General features: G+C 70.6%; 12 protein-coding genes. 3 read left to right on the plus strand and 9 right to left on the minus strand.

Going from position 1 to position 14735, the window contains the following annotated elements; genetic code table 11:
* Nucleotides 1-2: 2 nt before the first annotated feature.
* From PGN23_RS16505 to PGN23_RS16515, 3 genes are read right to left on the minus strand one after another with little or no spacing between them, the layout of a single operon-like run.
* Complete coding sequence (locus PGN23_RS16505) at nucleotides 3-1988, minus strand: chemotaxis protein CheA (RefSeq protein ID WP_335304139.1); 1986 nt, start codon at nucleotides 1986-1988, stop codon at nucleotides 3-5.
* Nucleotides 1985-2353 (minus strand): response regulator, encoded by a 369-nt coding sequence (locus PGN23_RS16510; RefSeq protein ID WP_335304140.1) that lies wholly within the window; start codon nucleotides 2351-2353, stop codon nucleotides 1985-1987. The genes PGN23_RS16505 and PGN23_RS16510 overlap by 4 nt, the downstream gene beginning before the upstream one ends.
* Nucleotides 2350-2664, minus strand: coding sequence for an STAS domain-containing protein (locus PGN23_RS16515; RefSeq protein WP_335304141.1), 315 nt, complete (start codon nucleotides 2662-2664; stop codon nucleotides 2350-2352). The genes PGN23_RS16510 and PGN23_RS16515 overlap by 4 nt, the downstream gene beginning before the upstream one ends.
* A gap of 307 nt (nucleotides 2665-2971) precedes the next feature.
* On the opposite strand from PGN23_RS16515, the gene PGN23_RS16520 reads away from it, so the two are divergent.
* A complete protein-coding gene (locus PGN23_RS16520; protein WP_335304142.1) occupies nucleotides 2972-3961 on the plus strand; it encodes a LacI family DNA-binding transcriptional regulator in 990 nt (329 codons plus the stop codon).
* A 7-nt stretch (nucleotides 3962-3968) separates the two neighbouring features.
* Here PGN23_RS16520 and PGN23_RS16525 read toward each other — a convergent pair whose 3' ends face one another.
* Nucleotides 3969-5453 (minus strand): alginate export family protein, encoded by a 1485-nt coding sequence (locus PGN23_RS16525; protein ID WP_335304143.1) that lies wholly within the window; start codon nucleotides 5451-5453, stop codon nucleotides 3969-3971.
* A gap of 12 nt (nucleotides 5454-5465) precedes the next feature.
* Entirely contained in the window at nucleotides 5466-6806 is a 1341-nt protein-coding gene (locus tag PGN23_RS16530; protein WP_335304145.1) for a dicarboxylate/amino acid:cation symporter, read from the minus strand.
* 46 nt (nucleotides 6807-6852) lie between these two features.
* On the opposite strand from PGN23_RS16530, the gene PGN23_RS16535 reads away from it, so the two are divergent.
* Together PGN23_RS16535 and PGN23_RS16540 are read left to right on the plus strand one after the other, a co-directional pair.
* Nucleotides 6853-7086: a hypothetical protein gene (locus PGN23_RS16535; RefSeq protein ID WP_335304147.1), complete on the plus strand. Its 234-nt coding sequence runs from the start codon at nucleotides 6853-6855 to the stop codon at nucleotides 7084-7086.
* Nucleotides 7083-8516: an aldehyde dehydrogenase family protein gene (locus tag PGN23_RS16540; RefSeq protein ID WP_335304149.1), complete on the plus strand. Its 1434-nt coding sequence runs from the start codon at nucleotides 7083-7085 to the stop codon at nucleotides 8514-8516. Before PGN23_RS16535 ends, PGN23_RS16540 begins: the two co-directional genes overlap by 4 nt.
* A 238-nt stretch (nucleotides 8517-8754) precedes the next feature.
* On the opposite strand, the gene PGN23_RS16545 is transcribed toward PGN23_RS16540, so the two are convergent.
* The 4 genes from PGN23_RS16545 to PGN23_RS16560 are packed head-to-tail and all read right to left on the minus strand — an operon-like array spanning nucleotide 8755 to nucleotide 14690.
* A complete protein-coding gene (locus PGN23_RS16545) occupies nucleotides 8755-9171 on the minus strand; it encodes a hypothetical protein (RefSeq protein WP_335304150.1) in 417 nt (138 codons plus the stop codon).
* Nucleotides 9164-9871, minus strand: coding sequence for a GDSL-type esterase/lipase family protein (locus PGN23_RS16550; protein WP_335304151.1), 708 nt, complete (start codon nucleotides 9869-9871; stop codon nucleotides 9164-9166). The genes PGN23_RS16545 and PGN23_RS16550 overlap by 8 nt, the downstream gene beginning before the upstream one ends.
* Complete coding sequence (locus PGN23_RS16555; protein ID WP_335304152.1) at nucleotides 9868-11289, minus strand: carboxylesterase/lipase family protein; 1422 nt, start codon at nucleotides 11287-11289, stop codon at nucleotides 9868-9870. The genes PGN23_RS16550 and PGN23_RS16555 overlap by 4 nt, the downstream gene beginning before the upstream one ends.
* Nucleotides 11286-14690 (minus strand): glycosyl hydrolase 2 galactose-binding domain-containing protein, encoded by a 3405-nt coding sequence (locus tag PGN23_RS16560; RefSeq protein ID WP_335304153.1) that lies wholly within the window; start codon nucleotides 14688-14690, stop codon nucleotides 11286-11288. Before PGN23_RS16560 ends, PGN23_RS16555 begins: the two co-directional genes overlap by 4 nt.
* Between the last annotated feature and the right edge of the window lie 45 nt (nucleotides 14691-14735).

Consider the following 14735-nt stretch of genomic DNA (forward strand, 5'->3'; position numbering starts at 1 on the left):
GCTTATCCAGCGGCGAGGCGCCGCTCCTCCCGTGGCTGGCCCAGCGCGACGAGCTGGGCGATGTCGAGGATCAGCGCGACCGAGCCGTCGCCCAGGATCGTGGCGCCGGCGAAGGACGCGACACCCCGGTGCAGCGGCGACATCGCCTTGATGACGGTCTGGTGGTTGCCGATGATCTGGTCGACGACCAGCCCGACCCGCTCGGCCCCGGTGCCGACGACCACGATCTTCTGATAGGTATCGGGGCGGGTGCCGGTATCGAACACCTCGCGCAGCCGCAGGAACGGGATCAGGCGCTCCCGAAGGGTGATGATGCTGCGCCCGCGCGAGCGCAGGTCCTCCTCCAGCGACAGCTCCAGGCATTCCTCGACCGCGGACAGCGGGATGACGTAGCGCCCCTCGCCCACCCGCACGAGCAGCCCCTCGATGATCGCCAGCGTCAGCGGGATGCGCAGCGTGATCGTCGATCCGGCGCCGTCGACGCTCTTCACCACGATCGATCCGCGCAGGCTCTCGATCGTGCGCTTCACCACGTCCATGCCGACGCCGCGCCCGGACAGGTTCGTCACCTGCGCCGCGGTCGAGAAACCGGGGTGGAAGATCAGCCCCAGCAGCTCGTCGTCCGACATTGGCTGGCCCGGCGTGATGAGGCCGTTGGCCTCCGCCTTCGCGCGGATACGGTCGCGCGCGATGCCGCGGCCGTCGTCGGTGATGGTGATGAGGACCTCGCCACCGGCCTGATGCGCGCTGAGGCGGATCAGCCCGGTGCCCGGCTTGCCCGCCGCGATACGATCCCCGGCCGTCTCCAGCCCGTGGTCGCAGGAGTTGCGGATGATGTGGACCAGCGGATCGAACAGCCGCTCGATCACGGTCTTGTCGACCTCGGTCGTCTCGCCCTCGGTCACCAGTTCGATCGACTTGCCGGTCTCGATCGCCAGATCGTGGATCAGGCGGCGGAAGCGGCCGAACAGCGTCGACACCGGCACCATGCGCAGCACCATCATGGTGTCGCGCATCTCGCCGGCCAGCCGCTCGATCTCCTCGGACACGGAGCGCAGCGCCAGGTCCTGGCCATGCCCGGCCAGCTGCGACAGCCGGCTCTGCGCGATGACCAGTTCGCCGACGCGGTCCATCAGCGCGTCCAGCCGCTCGGCGGGCACGCGGACATGCTCGCCCTGCGCGCGCGCCGCGGCGGCGGGCTGCCGGTTGCCGGCATCGTTGGCCGCGACGGGCGGCGCGACGACGTCGGCCGCCGGCCCGGGCGCCGCCTCGGGCGCCGGGTCGATGGCCTCCACCTGGCTGGCGAGCGGGGCGATCGTGATCTCCATGTCGTCCATGACGAACAGGAACACGTCCTCGATCGCATCGCGGGTGATGTCGCCGATCAGCGTGCAGTCCCAGCCGACGAAGCAATGGTTGGGCACCAGTTCGTCCAGCGTCGGGATCGCATCGGTGCGCGCGACGATCGTCGCCTCGCCCAGTTCGCGCAGTTCGTCGAGCAGCGCCAGCGGGTTGGTGCCGTTCGCCATCGCATCGGGCGGCAGCGTGAAGGTCAGCGTCCAGCCCTGCGTCGCGGCCGGCGCGACGGCAGCGGCGGCGGCGCCCGGTGCATCGACCCCGGCGGCGGCGTCGACCGCCGCGGCGAGCCGGTCGAGGATCGCCTGCCCCTCGGCCGGCGAGGCGGCACCGTCGACCAGCGCGCGCATGTGATCGCCCGCGGACAGGATGACGTCGACCAGCTCGGGCGTGGCGCGCACGTCGCCCTTGCGGACGCGGTCGAACGCGGTTTCGCAATGATGGGTGAACCCCGCCAGCGCGTCGAACCCGAACATCGCGCCCGAGCCCTTCAGCGTGTGGAGACCGCGGAAGACCGCGTTCACCAGGCCCAGGTCGCCCAGCCGGTCGCGCAGGTCCAGCAGCCCCTGCTCGACCTGTTCGAGAAGCTCCCCCGCCTCGATGCGGAATGCGGCTGTCGGATCCTCGCTCACCGCGCCAGCACCTTCTGCGCGACGCGGATCAGCTGCTCGGGCTGGAACGGCTTCACCAGCCAGCCCGTGGCCCCCGCGGCCTTGGCCTGCGCCTTCATCGAATCGTCCGATTCGGTGGTCAGGAAGATGATCGGCACGCCCGCCTGCGCCGGCTGCTGCCGCAGCGCGCGGATCATCTCCAGCCCGTCCATGTTCGGCATGTTCAGGTCGGTGACGATCAGGTCGAAGCGCGACGCGGTCGCCTTCGCCAGGCCCTCGGCGCCGTCGGCGGCCTCGGTCACGGCATAGCCCGCGCCGGTCAGGGCGATGCGGATCGCCATCCGCAGGCTCGCGCTGTCGTCGACGGTCAGGATGGAAGCGGTCATTGCGCGGTATCTCCGTGGAACCAGAATTCGCTGTCTGCGGTGGAAAGTCGGGTCAGGAAGCCGGCGCGCTCCAGCACGGCGCGCAAGGCGGCGCCGGCGGGCGCGGTCAGGGTCAGCGCCCCGCCGGCCTGCGCCGCGGTGGCGCGCGCCGATTGCACCAGTTGCAGCACGCTGAGGTCCGGCGCCGCGACCCCCGACAGGTCCAGCCGGACCGACGCGCCGGCGGTCAGCGCGTCGCGCAGCGTCTGCGCCAGCGTGCCGATCGTCGGCAGACACAGGTCCTCGGCTGCGGTCACCGTAGTGATCGGCATCTTGTTACCCCTCAGATGTAGAACCGTCGTCGCGAAGACGCTGCGATGACGATGTCGAATCTCACCAACGGACGGTGGACTGTCGCCATTCGGCGCCCATCCCCTCCCAGGCCACGATAGGTAGCCGGAACAGGTGAAACATAGATTAACTCTGCCGACATCTTGGCGGACTTTATACAGATGGCGGACGAACCCCCGCTTCTACCCTTGTTTCATCGACGCCAGCCGATTGGTCACCCGCGACCATCATCCGCGCCGGCGCCTGCCCCTCGCCCTGCGCCGCGGTCCGCGATAGGGAGGGTTCGTCATGCCGATGAAACTGGCCGATCTCGCTGCGATCGCGGGTGTCTCCACCGCCACGGTGTCGCGCGCGCTGTCGGGCCATCCCGCGGTCAGCAAGGCGACGCAGGAGCGAATCGTCGCGCTGGCGCGCGAACACGACGTCCGCCCGAATCAGCTGGCGCGCAACCTGCGGATGCGCAGCACCGGGGCGATCGGGCTGGCGATGCCGCTCGGCCATGCGCGGCGGCAGCATCTGACGGACCCCTTCTTCCTGTCGCTGCTGGGGTTCCTGGCCGACCTGCTGGTCGAGCGCGGCTACGACATCCTGCTCTCACGCGTGCTGCCCGACGGATCGGACTGGCTGAAGCATCTGGTCGACGGCGGGCGGATCGACGGGCTGCTGCTGATCGGTCAGTCCGACCAATATGACGCGATCGAGCGGACGGCGGAGCGCTATCGCCCGCTGGTCGTCTGGGGATCGCACCGCCCCGGGCAGCGCCACGTCACGATCGGAACCGACAATATCGCGGGCGGCGCGATGGCGGCGGCGCATCTGCTGGAGCGCGGTCGACGCCGGCTGCTGTTCGTCGGCGACCCCGCCCCGCCCGAATTCGCGGATCGCTGGACCGGCTTTCGCGACGCGGCGGGCGGACGCGGCGTCGAGCCCGAACTGCTGGCCTGCGCGATGGAGCCCGACGCGGTCCACGCCGCCGCCGCCGCGCGCTTCGCCGCGGGCGACGCGCCGGACGGCATCTTCGCCGCGTCGGACGTCGCCGCGATGAGCGTGATGCGCGCGGCGGCGGCGGCGGGTCTGGCGGTTCCCGGCGACCTTGCCGTCATCGGCTTCGACGACGTCACGCTGGCGGCGCAGATGTCGCCCCCGCTCACCACCATCCGCCAGGATCTGGTGCAGGGTTCCGCCCTGATGGTCGACCGCCTGCTGCGCCGCATCGGCGGGGAGGATGCGCCCTGCGCGATCATCCCCCCCGAACTGATCGTCCGCGCCTCGACCTGAGCGCGGCTCAGAAGCGGAAGCTGATCCACCCCGCCAGGAAGTCGGAGCTGCGATAGCCCGCCCTGGTCAGCGACGGTCCCGCGACGAAATGCTCGTACCGCCCCGTCATCGACAGCCGCGGCGAGATCGACCAGATCGCCTGCAACCGCGCGACATCGGCGATCTTCGCATCGCGCACGTTTTGCGTCCCCGCGAACGGCTGGCCGTTGGCGCGGTACACCGCATCGCGCACGTCGTCGCGCCACGCCAGCTGATATTCCGCGGTCACGCGCAGCCGCTTCGTCGGCGACACGGTGACGTTGGGCGCCACCGCGATCAGGTTCGACGGCGTCAGGAACAGCCCGTAGCTGTAATAGATGTTGTTGCCGAACGGGGCATAGGCGTTGCGCAGCTTGCCGTCGCCGTATCCGCCGCCGCCGCTCGCATAATCGGCGTGGAAGCCGACGCGCACCGCCTGCGGCGAAGCGCCCAGGCGATAGGTCTGCGCCATGAACACCTGCCACGCATCGACCTGCTGGTCGATATAGGTGCCCCATTGGTGGTTCGCGGACCAGTCGATCGTCCATCGCCCCGCATCACCCCACAGCCGCGCCCCGGCGTAATAGCGCGTCGCCGGGCCGATCCGCCCGCCCCACGCGCCCACCGCATTGCGCCGCCGCCACAGGAAGGGGTCGAAATACAGCTTCGACCCGCCCAGCCACGTCCGGGGCACCACCAGCCCCAGCGTCATGCCGGAGAAGCGGCGCGCGGGGTCGATCACGTCGTCGTCCGCGCCCAGGTCGCCGTATTGCGTCGGTTTCAGGTCGAACAGGTCGACGCGCATCGTCGCGGTGCGCGCCCAGCCGCGCCAGCCGTTCAGCGTGTAGCGGATGGTGTTGTTGTCGCGTTGCGAGACGAGCAGGTTCGGGCCGTCGGTGAACTCCTGCCGGCCGTAGCGCACGCCCAGCTCCGCCCCGGCGACTTCCGCGCCCACCTCGGCGAACGCCTGCTGCACCACCAGGTCGTTGCGCAGCGCGGCGGAGGGCACGCCCAGCGCGATACCGGAGATGCCGCCGTGCGCCACCTCGACGAATCCGCGCAGGTGCGGTCCGACATGCACGTCCGCGCCCAGCACCAGCCGGCGGATGTCCTGCCGCTGCGCGCGCGTCTCGCGCAGATTGGGATTGGTGGTCAGGTTGACGCGCGCGCGCGCCTCGCCCGACAGCGTGACATAGACGTCGCCGTCCTCGTCCGCCGGGATGAACTTCAGCGCGTCGAGCGCATCGCGGCGCTTGGCCGGGTCGCGCAATGCACTCCAGTCCTCGGCCCAGCGCGACAGGTTGTAGCCGTTGGTATTGGCCCCGTCGCCCGCCGCCGCCTGCGGATAGGAGGTGACGGTCGGCGTCGCGGGATTGCGCGTACCCCCCGCCTCGCTCGGCGCCACCTGCTGCGCCGCCGCGGCATGCGCCATCACGAGCGCTGCGGTGGCCCCCGCAGCGCGAAACGTCGTCATCATCATTCCCCCTCAACCCGCCGAAACCGCATCCGCATCCCGTTGGTCGACCCGTGCGGCGCGGCCCGCCAATGCCGCATCGAACTGTGCGCGGTCCAGTTTTCCTTCCCAGCGCGAGACGACGACGGTGGCCACCGCGTTGCCGATGAAGTTGGTGAGGCTGCGGCATTCGCTCATGAAGCGGTCAACGCCCAGGATCAGCGCCATGCCCGCGACCGGCACGCTGGGGACGATCGACAGCGTGGCGGCCAGCGTGATGAACCCCGCGCCGGTCACCCCCGCGGCCCCCTTCGACGACAGCATCGCGACCCCCAGCAGCAACAGCTGCTGCCCCAGCGTCAGCTCGACGTTGCACGCCTGCGCGATGAACAGCGCCGCCAGCGTCATGTAGATGTTGGTACCGTCCAGGTTGAACGAATAGCCCGTCGGCACCACCAGCCCGACGATCGACTTCGGGCAACCCGCGCGCTCCATCTTCTCGATCAGGCTCGGCAGCGCGCTTTCCGACGAGGACGTCCCCAGCACCAGCAGCAGTTCCGCCTTCAGATAGGCGATCAGCTTCAGGATCGAGAAGCCGCACAACCGCGCCACCGCGCCCAGCACGACGATCACGAACAGCAGCGAGGTGAGGTAGAAGGTGCCGACCAGCGCGGCGAGGTTGGCGAGCGTGCCGACGCCGTACTTGCCGATGGTGAACGCCATCGCGCCGAACGCGCCGATCGGCGCGGCCTTCATCAGGATCGCCACCACCTTGAACACCGCCAGCGACAGGTCCTCCAGCGCGTGGAGCACCCGCGCGCCGCGCTCGCCGATCATCGCGAGGCCGATGCCGAACAGGATCGCGACGAACAGCGTCTGGAGGATGTTGCCCCCGGTCAGCCCCGACAGGAAGCTGTCGGGGATGACCCCCAGCAGGAAGCCGGTCAGCGTGCTGTCGTGCGCCTTGGCGGCATAATCCGCGACCTTGCCCGCATCGAGCGTGGCCGGATCGATGTTCAGCCCCGCCCCCGGCCGCACCACGTTGGCGACGACCAGCCCGACGATCAGCGCCAGCGTCGAGAAGAACAGGAAATAGCCGAACGCCTTGGCCGCGACGCGTCCCACCGCGGCCAGGTCGCGCATCCCCGCAATCCCGGTCACGATCGTCAGGAAGATCACCGGCGCGATAATCATCTTCACCAGCTTGATGAACGCATCGCCCAAAGGCTTCAGCGCCTCCCCCGTGGCCGGCGCGAAATGCCCCAGCAGCACCCCCGCCGCGATCGCGACCAGCACCTGGACGTAGAGGTGCCGATACCATGGCGGCGGCGCGACCGGCGGCGCGTCGGCGGCGGGCGGGGGGAAATGAGCCATGATCGCGATCCTCGTTCCGGCATGACGCTACGGTATCCGCGGACCGTTGCCCACCGGCGTCGCGATCGCCAACCAGAAACTGCCCGGCCCCGCGCACGACATCGCATTTTTCGCCCGCACCGGCCCGATCCCGCGCGCGACCCAGCGCGCGATCCTCGCACGCCACCGCACGATTGTGCCGGAAACGCCGCAGGAAGCGGCCATCGCCCCCTCTGGCGCGGCCGCCATGACTTCTGTTATGCCGCCGTCGATAGCGGTTTGCAGGAGAGCGATGCGATGACGTTCGACGATGATTACGCGATGCTGATCGGTGGCGAGCGCGTGCGCGGCACGGCGACCTTCGACGTCGTCAATCCCGCGACCGAGGAAGTGATTGCACGGGTGCCCGACGCCACGCGCGAGGATCTGGATCGGGCCGTCGACGCCGCGCGTGCCGCCTTTCCCGCCTGGGCCGCGACCCCGATTGCGGAGCGCAAGGCCAAGCTGATGGCGCTGGGCCAGGCGGTGATGGCGCAGGCGGATCCCTTCATGCGCCTGCTGACGCAGGAACAGGGCAAGCCGCACGCCGAGGCGCAGGGCGAGGTGATGGGCGCGGGCTATTGGCTGATGGGCGCGTCGCAGCTCGACCTGCCGGTGACGGTGAACGAGGATTCGGCCGACCGCTACAGCGAGACGCGGCACGTGCCGCTCGGCGTCGTGGGGGCGATCTCGCCGTGGAACTTCCCGTTGATCCTGGCGATGTTCAAGGTCGGCCCGGCGCTGCTGGCGGGCAATACGATGGTGCTCAAGCCGTCGCCCTTCACCCCGCTGACCACGCTGAAGTTCGGTGAGATCGCCGCCGGTATCCTGCCGGCGGGCGTGCTCAACATCGTCACCGGCGGCGACGATCTGGGTCCGTGGATGACCAGCCACCCCGGCTTCGACAAGATCAGCTTCACCGGCTCCACCGCGACCGGCCGGCGCGTGATGCAGTCCGCGGCGCCGACGCTGAAGCGCGTCACGCTGGAGCTGGGCGGCAACGACGCCGCGATCGTCATGCCCGACGTCGATGTCGAAAAGGTCGCCGAGGAGCTGTTCTGGGCCGCGTTCCGCAACAACGGCCAGATCTGCATCGCGACCAAGCGGATGTACGTCCACGAGGACATCTACGAGCCGCTGAAGGAGGCGCTGGTCGCCTATGCGAAGACCGTGAAGGTCGGCGACGGCGCGGAGCAGGGCACGCAGATCGGCCCGCTCAACAACAAGCAGCAGTACGACCGCGTGCTCGACCTGATCCAGGACGCCAAGGACAAGGGCTATCAGTTCCTGGTCGGCGGCGAGAAGGCCGACGTACCGGGCTATTTCATCCCCGTCACCATCCTCGACAACCCGCCGGAGGACAGCCGCATCGTGCAGGAGGAGCAGTTCGGCCCCGTCCTGCCGCTGCTGAAGTTCGACGATCTGGAGGACGTCGTGCGCCGCGCCAACGCCACGGACTATGGCCTGGGCGGCTCGGTCTGGGGCAATGACGAGGACAAGGCGCTGGAGATCGCGCAGCGCATCGCCAGCGGCACCGTCTGGGTCAACGAAACGCAGCACCTGTCGCCGACCGCGGCGTTCGGCGGCATGAAGCAGTCGGGCGTCGGCGTCGAGGGCGGGGTCGAGGGCCTGCTGGAATATACCAACGCGCAGACGATCGTGCGCAAGAAGAGGGCGCCGGTGGCGGCATAAGAGCACACTTCCCCAACGCGTCACCCCGGGTCTGACCCGGGGCGGCACCTTTGCAAAACGGGCGCAACAGCACCGAGCGCATGCCGTGCTCCTGCGCAGGCAGGAGCCCAGGGCCAAGCAGAACAACGCCTTATGGGACCTGCAACTCTGGGCCCCGGCCTTCGCCGGGGAACAGGCAGGAAGTCTCGCGGCGGCCTCGCTCAAGCCGGGGTGACGAAGCGGTCCCCGGGGGGCACCGTCAGGCGTCTTCCGCCTCAGCCAGCACCGCGCGCACCGCGTCCTCGGTCACGCCGAACACCGTCGCCAGCCCCGCCACCGTCGCCCCGCGCCGCGCCAGCTCCACCATGCGCGCGTGATCCACGTTGGTCGTATAGCCGCGCACGTCGCGCTCCACCCGCGCCTCGCCGGTCCGCGCCAGCGCGCCCGTCGACGCGCGCCGCCTCGGCCGCGCGTCGCGCTCCTCGACCCGCCCCTCTACCCTGGCGCTGCGCCGCTGCTCCTCCTCGATTCGACGCGCCTCGCGCGCCTGTTCGCGGGAGCGCATCCCCGCCTCGCGCTCTTCCTGCCGGCGCGCGGTGCGCGCCTCTGCGGCGGCGATCCGCTCCTGCGCGCGGCGTTCGCGGTCGGCGGCGCGCTGCGCCTCGCGATCAGACACCCAGCCGCGCCAGCACCGGCGACAGCACGCGCGCCATCGCGTCATAGCCCTCGGCGGTCGGGTGGACGCCATCGGACGCCAGCCCCGGCTTCATCGCGCCCGCCGCATCCGCCAGCGCGGGCGTATAGTCGACGAAGGTCGCGCCCATCGCGGGCGCGCTCCGCCGCAGCCAGGCGTTGATCGTGCGGATCGGCGTCAGCACGTCCAGCCCCGGCCGCCACGGGAAGTTCGCCGCGGGCGGCACCGACGCGACCAGCACCCGGATGCCGTTGGCGCGCGCCAGCTGGACCATCGCGGTCAGATTGTCCTGCGTCTGCGCCACCGTCATCGGCCCGGTATTGCCCGCAATGTCGTTGGTCCCCGCCATCAGGTGCATCACCTTCGGCTTCAGCGCGACGACGTCCGCCATCATGCGGCACAGCATTTGCGGCGTGGTCTGCCCGCCGATCCCGCGGTCGACACGCCCCGCGGTAAAGAAGGCGGGTCGCTTGTCGATCCACCCCTGCGTGATCGAATCGCCCATGAAGACGATGCCGGTACCCGCGCCCGACGCGATCAGCCGCCGGTTGTCCTCGGCATAACGTCCCAGCCACGGCCAGTCGGTCTTGAGCCTCGCCTCCGCCGCGTCGTCGGCCCGCGCGGCGGTGGCGGCCAGACCCGCGAGCGCCGCCGCGCCGAAGAGGGTACGCCGATCGATCATAGCTTGTCCGTCCATTGGCAGATGTCCGCGCGCAGCCCGCTCGCCGGCCGCGCCCCCGTCGTGTCGAGCGCCAGATAGGCCCCCTGCGCCCCATAGGCGGGCCATGCCGGCAGCGCCTCGCTGTTGGGGTCGCCCGTCTTCACGAAGTTCGCCCAATAGTCCATCAGGTGCAGCGCCCCCAGCCGCTTGTCGCCGTAGAGATACGGTATCTCCGCGGCGTGATGCGTCATCGGGCCGCCGGGTGCCTCGTCGAACTCGTAGCTCCACACCCGGCCGCCCTGGCGCGCGACCAGCCGCGCCATGCGCTGCGCGGGGCAGCGGAACGTGGCGTCGGTCGCGATCTGCTGGTCGCGCGTCCCCATCCGCGCGTCCGGCGCGGGGTCGGGCTCGTCCAGCCGGTAGAAGGCGCGCGCCCTCGCCTCGTTCGCGCCGAACGCGGTCGCGACGAACGCGTCGCGCCGCGTCCGCCCGCCGGGCAGGTCCAGCTCGAACCGATCGGTCCCGATCAAGAGGTCGAGCGCGGGCCGCGCCGCGATCAGCCGCTCGGGCGTATCGGGCAGCACCGCGCCGTCGATCGTGGTGCGCAGCCAGCGATAGTCGTCCGCGGTCAGGACGGGATCGTGCAGCTGCTCGCCCGCCGCGATCGCCGCGCCCGGCGCGGCGCGGCGCAGATCGGCGGGTGCGACCTTCATCAGCGCGTCGAACTGGTCCCCCATCCGCCACGCCTCCTCCCGGCTGCGCCACGGCAGCCCGAACCCGGGCGTCCCGCTGCCCATGATCGCGCGGCGGAACAGCCCGCGCGCGGCGGGCGCGGCGATCAGCACGCCGACGTCCTGCGCGCCCGCGCTCTCGCCCGCGATCGTCACCATGTCCGGGTCGCCGCCGAAGCGCGCGACATTGGCGCGTACCCAGCGCAGCGCCGCGATCTGGTCCTGCACGCCCAGATTGCCGCCGCTGCCGTCGCGACGATGCAGGAAGCCGAGCGCGCCGAGGCGATAGCGCACCGCGACCACGACGACGCCCTTGGCGACCATCGCGGTCTCGACCATGTCCCCCGGCGACCCGGCGTAATTGCCGCCGCCGTGGATCCACACCAGCACCGGGCGCCGGCCCGTCAGCGACGTCGTGCCGACGTCCAGCGTCAGGCAATCCTCCGACTGAAACGCATAATCGCCGTGGTTCCAGCCATAATCCGCCTGCGGGCAGCTGTTCGCGGGGGCGGTCGCATCGCGCACCCCCTTCCATCGCACCGGCGCGGCGGGCGGCGACCAGCGCCGCTGTGCCACCGGCGGGGCGGCGAAGGGGATGCCGCGAAACACGACATGTCCCCCCGCGACCGTACCGCGCACCGCCCCCGCCTCGGTCGCGGCCACCGGCTGGACCGACGCGAGCGCCGCGGCGAGCAACGCGGCGATCATCGCGCCGCCACCTTCGCCTCGGCGACGTTCCACCCGCGCAGCGTCAGCGCGGGGGTCGCGGCGACCGTCGCGGGATAGCGCACCGTCACCGCCTTCGTCTCGCCCGGCAGCAGCGCGACGTAATTGTCGCTGTAATAGGCGGGCAGGATGCGCTTCCCCGCGCCGTCGACCAGCGTCAGCTTCGCGTTCAGCGCCGGGACCGTACCCGTGTTCGCCAGCGTCACCGTCACCACCTTGTCGGCCCCGTCCGTCACCGGCGCGGCGGCGCTGGCGGTCAGCGTCGCCGGCGCCATCGCCTCCAGCGCGCGGTAGGAGGCGGTGTCGCGCCCGCGCCAGTAGAAGTTCTCCGACACCGGCTTGCCCGCGGCATCGACCAGCTTCAGGCTGACCAGCACCATCGGGTTCGCCGCGAACAACGTGTCGAGTGGCACCGCCGCCAGCGGCGTCGCGGCATTGGCCGCGGCATCGACCGTGTCGGTGCGCGTGAACAGCTCGCGATTGTCGAGGCCCACGACCCGCACCGTCGCGCGCATCCCCGGCATCGCGACCTGCGTGGTGTTCAGCACCACCAGCTCGTTCCCCGGCAGGTTCAGCTGGACGTGGAGCGGCTCGGTCGCCTTCTTCGCCCCGTAATAGGCGGCATGGGTGTCATAGTCCCACGAATAGATCTGCCACGCGTTCGACGGCCACGCCGGGTGCGTCATCCACAGCAGCCGCCCGCTGTTCTTCGTCCACAGATGCCCCAGGAACCCCTCGTACATCGCCTTGTGGGTTTCCAGGTTCATCATCTGCGCCTTGCGCTCGAAATCGGCGAAGTCGCGGCCGGGGCCGAACATCGTCGACAGCGTCTGCATGAACGTCTTCGTGTCGCCGTTCCCGGCGAAGTGCCAGTCGTGGTACGCCAGCACGTCGCCCAGCGGCCAGCGGTCGCCCGCGGGCACGTAGCTGGCGATCGACTCCGCGGTCGACAGCGACGGCGTTCCCGTCTCGACCGAGAAGCCGGTGGCGAGGTCGGTGAAATAGCCGACCGGCGGGCGGTAGTTGTACGGCCCCGACCCCTGCAGATTCACGACGTTGCTGCTGCCGGTGAACCAGCGCGTGCCGTCCAGCTCGAACACGGCGTCGTCCAGCCCCTCGTTCAGCGTCGGATAGGGCACGCCCTCGTTGCGCCCGAACCACAGGATGATCGACGGGTGGTTGCGATAGCGCGCGATCGTGTCGCGCGCGTTCGCCAGGAACAGCGCGGCATCGTCGGGCTCGACCTGGAAGTTCTGCGTCGACTGCCAGAAGTCGTTCAGGACCATCATGCCGTTCTCGTCGGCCAGGTCGTAGAACTCGTCCTCGCTGTTGTTGCCCATCCAGTTGCGGATGATGTTCATATGCGCCTCCTTCTGAAGGCGGAAGAACGGCGCGAGCCAGTCGTAGCTGACGCGCTTCATCGCGTCGTCCATGCCCCAGTTGCCGCCGCGCGCGGCGATCCTGACGCCGTTGACGCGGATCGTCATATGCGGCTCGGGCAGGGTCTGGGTGATCGCGGTCACCGCCCTCGACACCTCGCCCGCCGGGGTCAGCGATTCCGCCCAGCCGGTCGGGGTCTGCTTGATCGCCTGATGGCGCACGTCGATCAGCTTGGTCCCCGCCAGCGCGCCGTCGGTGGTCTGCACGTTGACGCGCCGCGCCTGCCCCTTCGCATCGAACAGCGACAGGTCGTAGCTGACCTCGCGGATGCCGAACCGCCCCGCCTTGCTGTCGGACACGCCCGACGCGTCGCTGACCTGATAGGTCGCGTTATACAGATGCGCCTCGCCATAGCCGTTGGGCCACCACAGTTTCGGGTTGGCGACCTTCAATTGCGCGAACTCGGTCGGGGTGAACTTCACCTCGCTGCGGCCCGTGGGCGCGGTGACCGTCTTCTCCGCCGTCACGCCCTCAAACGCGACCTTCACCGTCACCGGCGCGGCGGCACCGGCATTGTCGATCGGCACCGTGACGTAGACGTCGGCGCTGTCGGTGCGCGGCAGCGGCAGGTCGGTGACGACATGCGGATCGAGGATGCGGACGTTGCCGTGCGCCACCAGCTCGACCGGGCGCCACAGCCCCGTGTTGCGGTCGCGGATGCCGGGGATCCAGTCCCACCCCTCGGTCGCGACGAAGGTCGGGCCGTCGATCGCCAGCTGCCCGCCGTTCTCGCCCACGCCCGCCTTCACCGATTGCTCGTGCGGGATGCCGGGGTGCGGCGGCGGCGATACCTTCACCGCGATGACGTTCTCGCCCGCGACCGGCACGAAATCGAACTGCCCGCGGATGAACGCGCCGCGCGTCGTGCCCAGCGGCGCGCCGTTGGCCCACATCTCCGCGGCGTAATTCACCCCGCCGAAGACGAGCGTCAGCCTCCTGCCCGCGGCTTCGGCGGGCACGGTGAAGGTGGTGCGGTACCAATAATCCTGCCGCGCCAGGCTTTCGGGGATCCTGAGGTTGTTCAGCCCGTAATAGGGATCGGGATAGACGCCGCGATCGACCAAGGTCTGGAGCACCGTGCCCGGCACCGTCGCTGCGCGCCACGTCCCGCCCGCGCGGCCGGGCCGCGACAGCGCCGCGCCGCCCGCCGCCACCTCGGGTGCGGCGGCCAGCTGCCAGCCGTTGATCTGCCACCGCCCCGGCGCCAGCGCCTGGGTCGCGGGCTTCGCCACCACCGGCTTGGCGACCGGCGCGGTATAGGCATTGTCCCTCGACTGCGGCAGCGTCCACGCATCCTGCTGCTGCGTCAGGCCGATGTTCGCCTGCTTCTGGAACGGCCAGCCGACGCCGACCTGCCACAGCTGGACGTTGGCGAAGTCGGGGCGGGTAGCCGCCGCCTGCGCGATGCGGCGCGCGTCCAGCGCGGCGGCATCCACGGTCGCGCCGACCAGCGTCCCGCCGAAATGCGGCTGCCCCGGCGTCGCGCGCGCCACGGTCACCACCGGCGTCGTCGCCGCCGAGCGCGCCGCGCCCGACGCCACGCGCCGCCCGTCGACGTACAGCGCGACGCGCGCGCCGTCCGACACCGCCGCGACATGCGTCCACCGCGCGGGCGCGATCGCCGCGCCACCGATGCGCGTCGCGCCGTCGACCAGCGTCAGGCGCCCGTCCGCCAGCACCAGCTCGCGCGCGGCACCGATACCGATCAGCGGCACCACGCCCGCCTGCTTCGCGTCCGGCTTCACCCAGGCGGACAGCGTGTAGGGCGCGCCCTCCGCCGCCAGCGCGGTGCCCGCCGCACCCTCGATCGCGCGTTCCGCCCCGATGCCGCCGGGGAGCACGCTGACGTTGTACGGACCGCCGTTGACCGGCACGTCCGCCAGGGCCGGCATCCACGCCGCCGTCGCGAGCAGCAATGCCGCCACCTTCGTCAAAGCCTTCACGCGATCCTCCCGTTCCGATAAGCCCCCGCGCCGCGGCGGCGATTG

The sequence above is a fragment of the Sphingomonas adhaesiva genome (assembly GCF_036946125.1).
In the GTDB taxonomy this organism is placed as follows: Bacteria; Pseudomonadota; Alphaproteobacteria; order Sphingomonadales; family Sphingomonadaceae; genus Sphingomonas; species Sphingomonas adhaesiva_A.

Coding starts and splice junctions, on each gene's coding strand:
- PGN23_RS16510 (WP_335304140.1), bottom strand. CDS start 2,353: ATGACCGCTTCCATCCTGACCGTCGACGACAGCGCGAGCCTGCGGATG.
- PGN23_RS16515 (WP_335304141.1), bottom strand. CDS start 2,664: ATGCCGATCACTACGGTGACCGCAGCCGAGGACCTGTGTCTGCCGACG.
- PGN23_RS16520 (WP_335304142.1), top strand. CDS start 2,972: ATGCCGATGAAACTGGCCGATCTCGCTGCGATCGCGGGTGTCTCCACC.
- PGN23_RS16525 (WP_335304143.1), bottom strand. CDS start 5,453: ATGACGACGTTTCGCGCTGCGGGGGCCACCGCAGCGCTCGTGATGGCG.
- PGN23_RS16530 (WP_335304145.1), bottom strand. CDS start 6,806: ATGGCTCATTTCCCCCCGCCCGCCGCCGACGCGCCGCCGGTCGCGCCG.
- PGN23_RS16540 (WP_335304149.1), top strand. CDS start 7,083: ATGACGTTCGACGATGATTACGCGATGCTGATCGGTGGCGAGCGCGTG.
- PGN23_RS16550 (WP_335304151.1), bottom strand. CDS start 9,871: ATGATCGATCGGCGTACCCTCTTCGGCGCGGCGGCGCTCGCGGGTCTG.
- PGN23_RS16555 (WP_335304152.1), bottom strand. CDS start 11,289: ATGATCGCCGCGTTGCTCGCCGCGGCGCTCGCGTCGGTCCAGCCGGTG.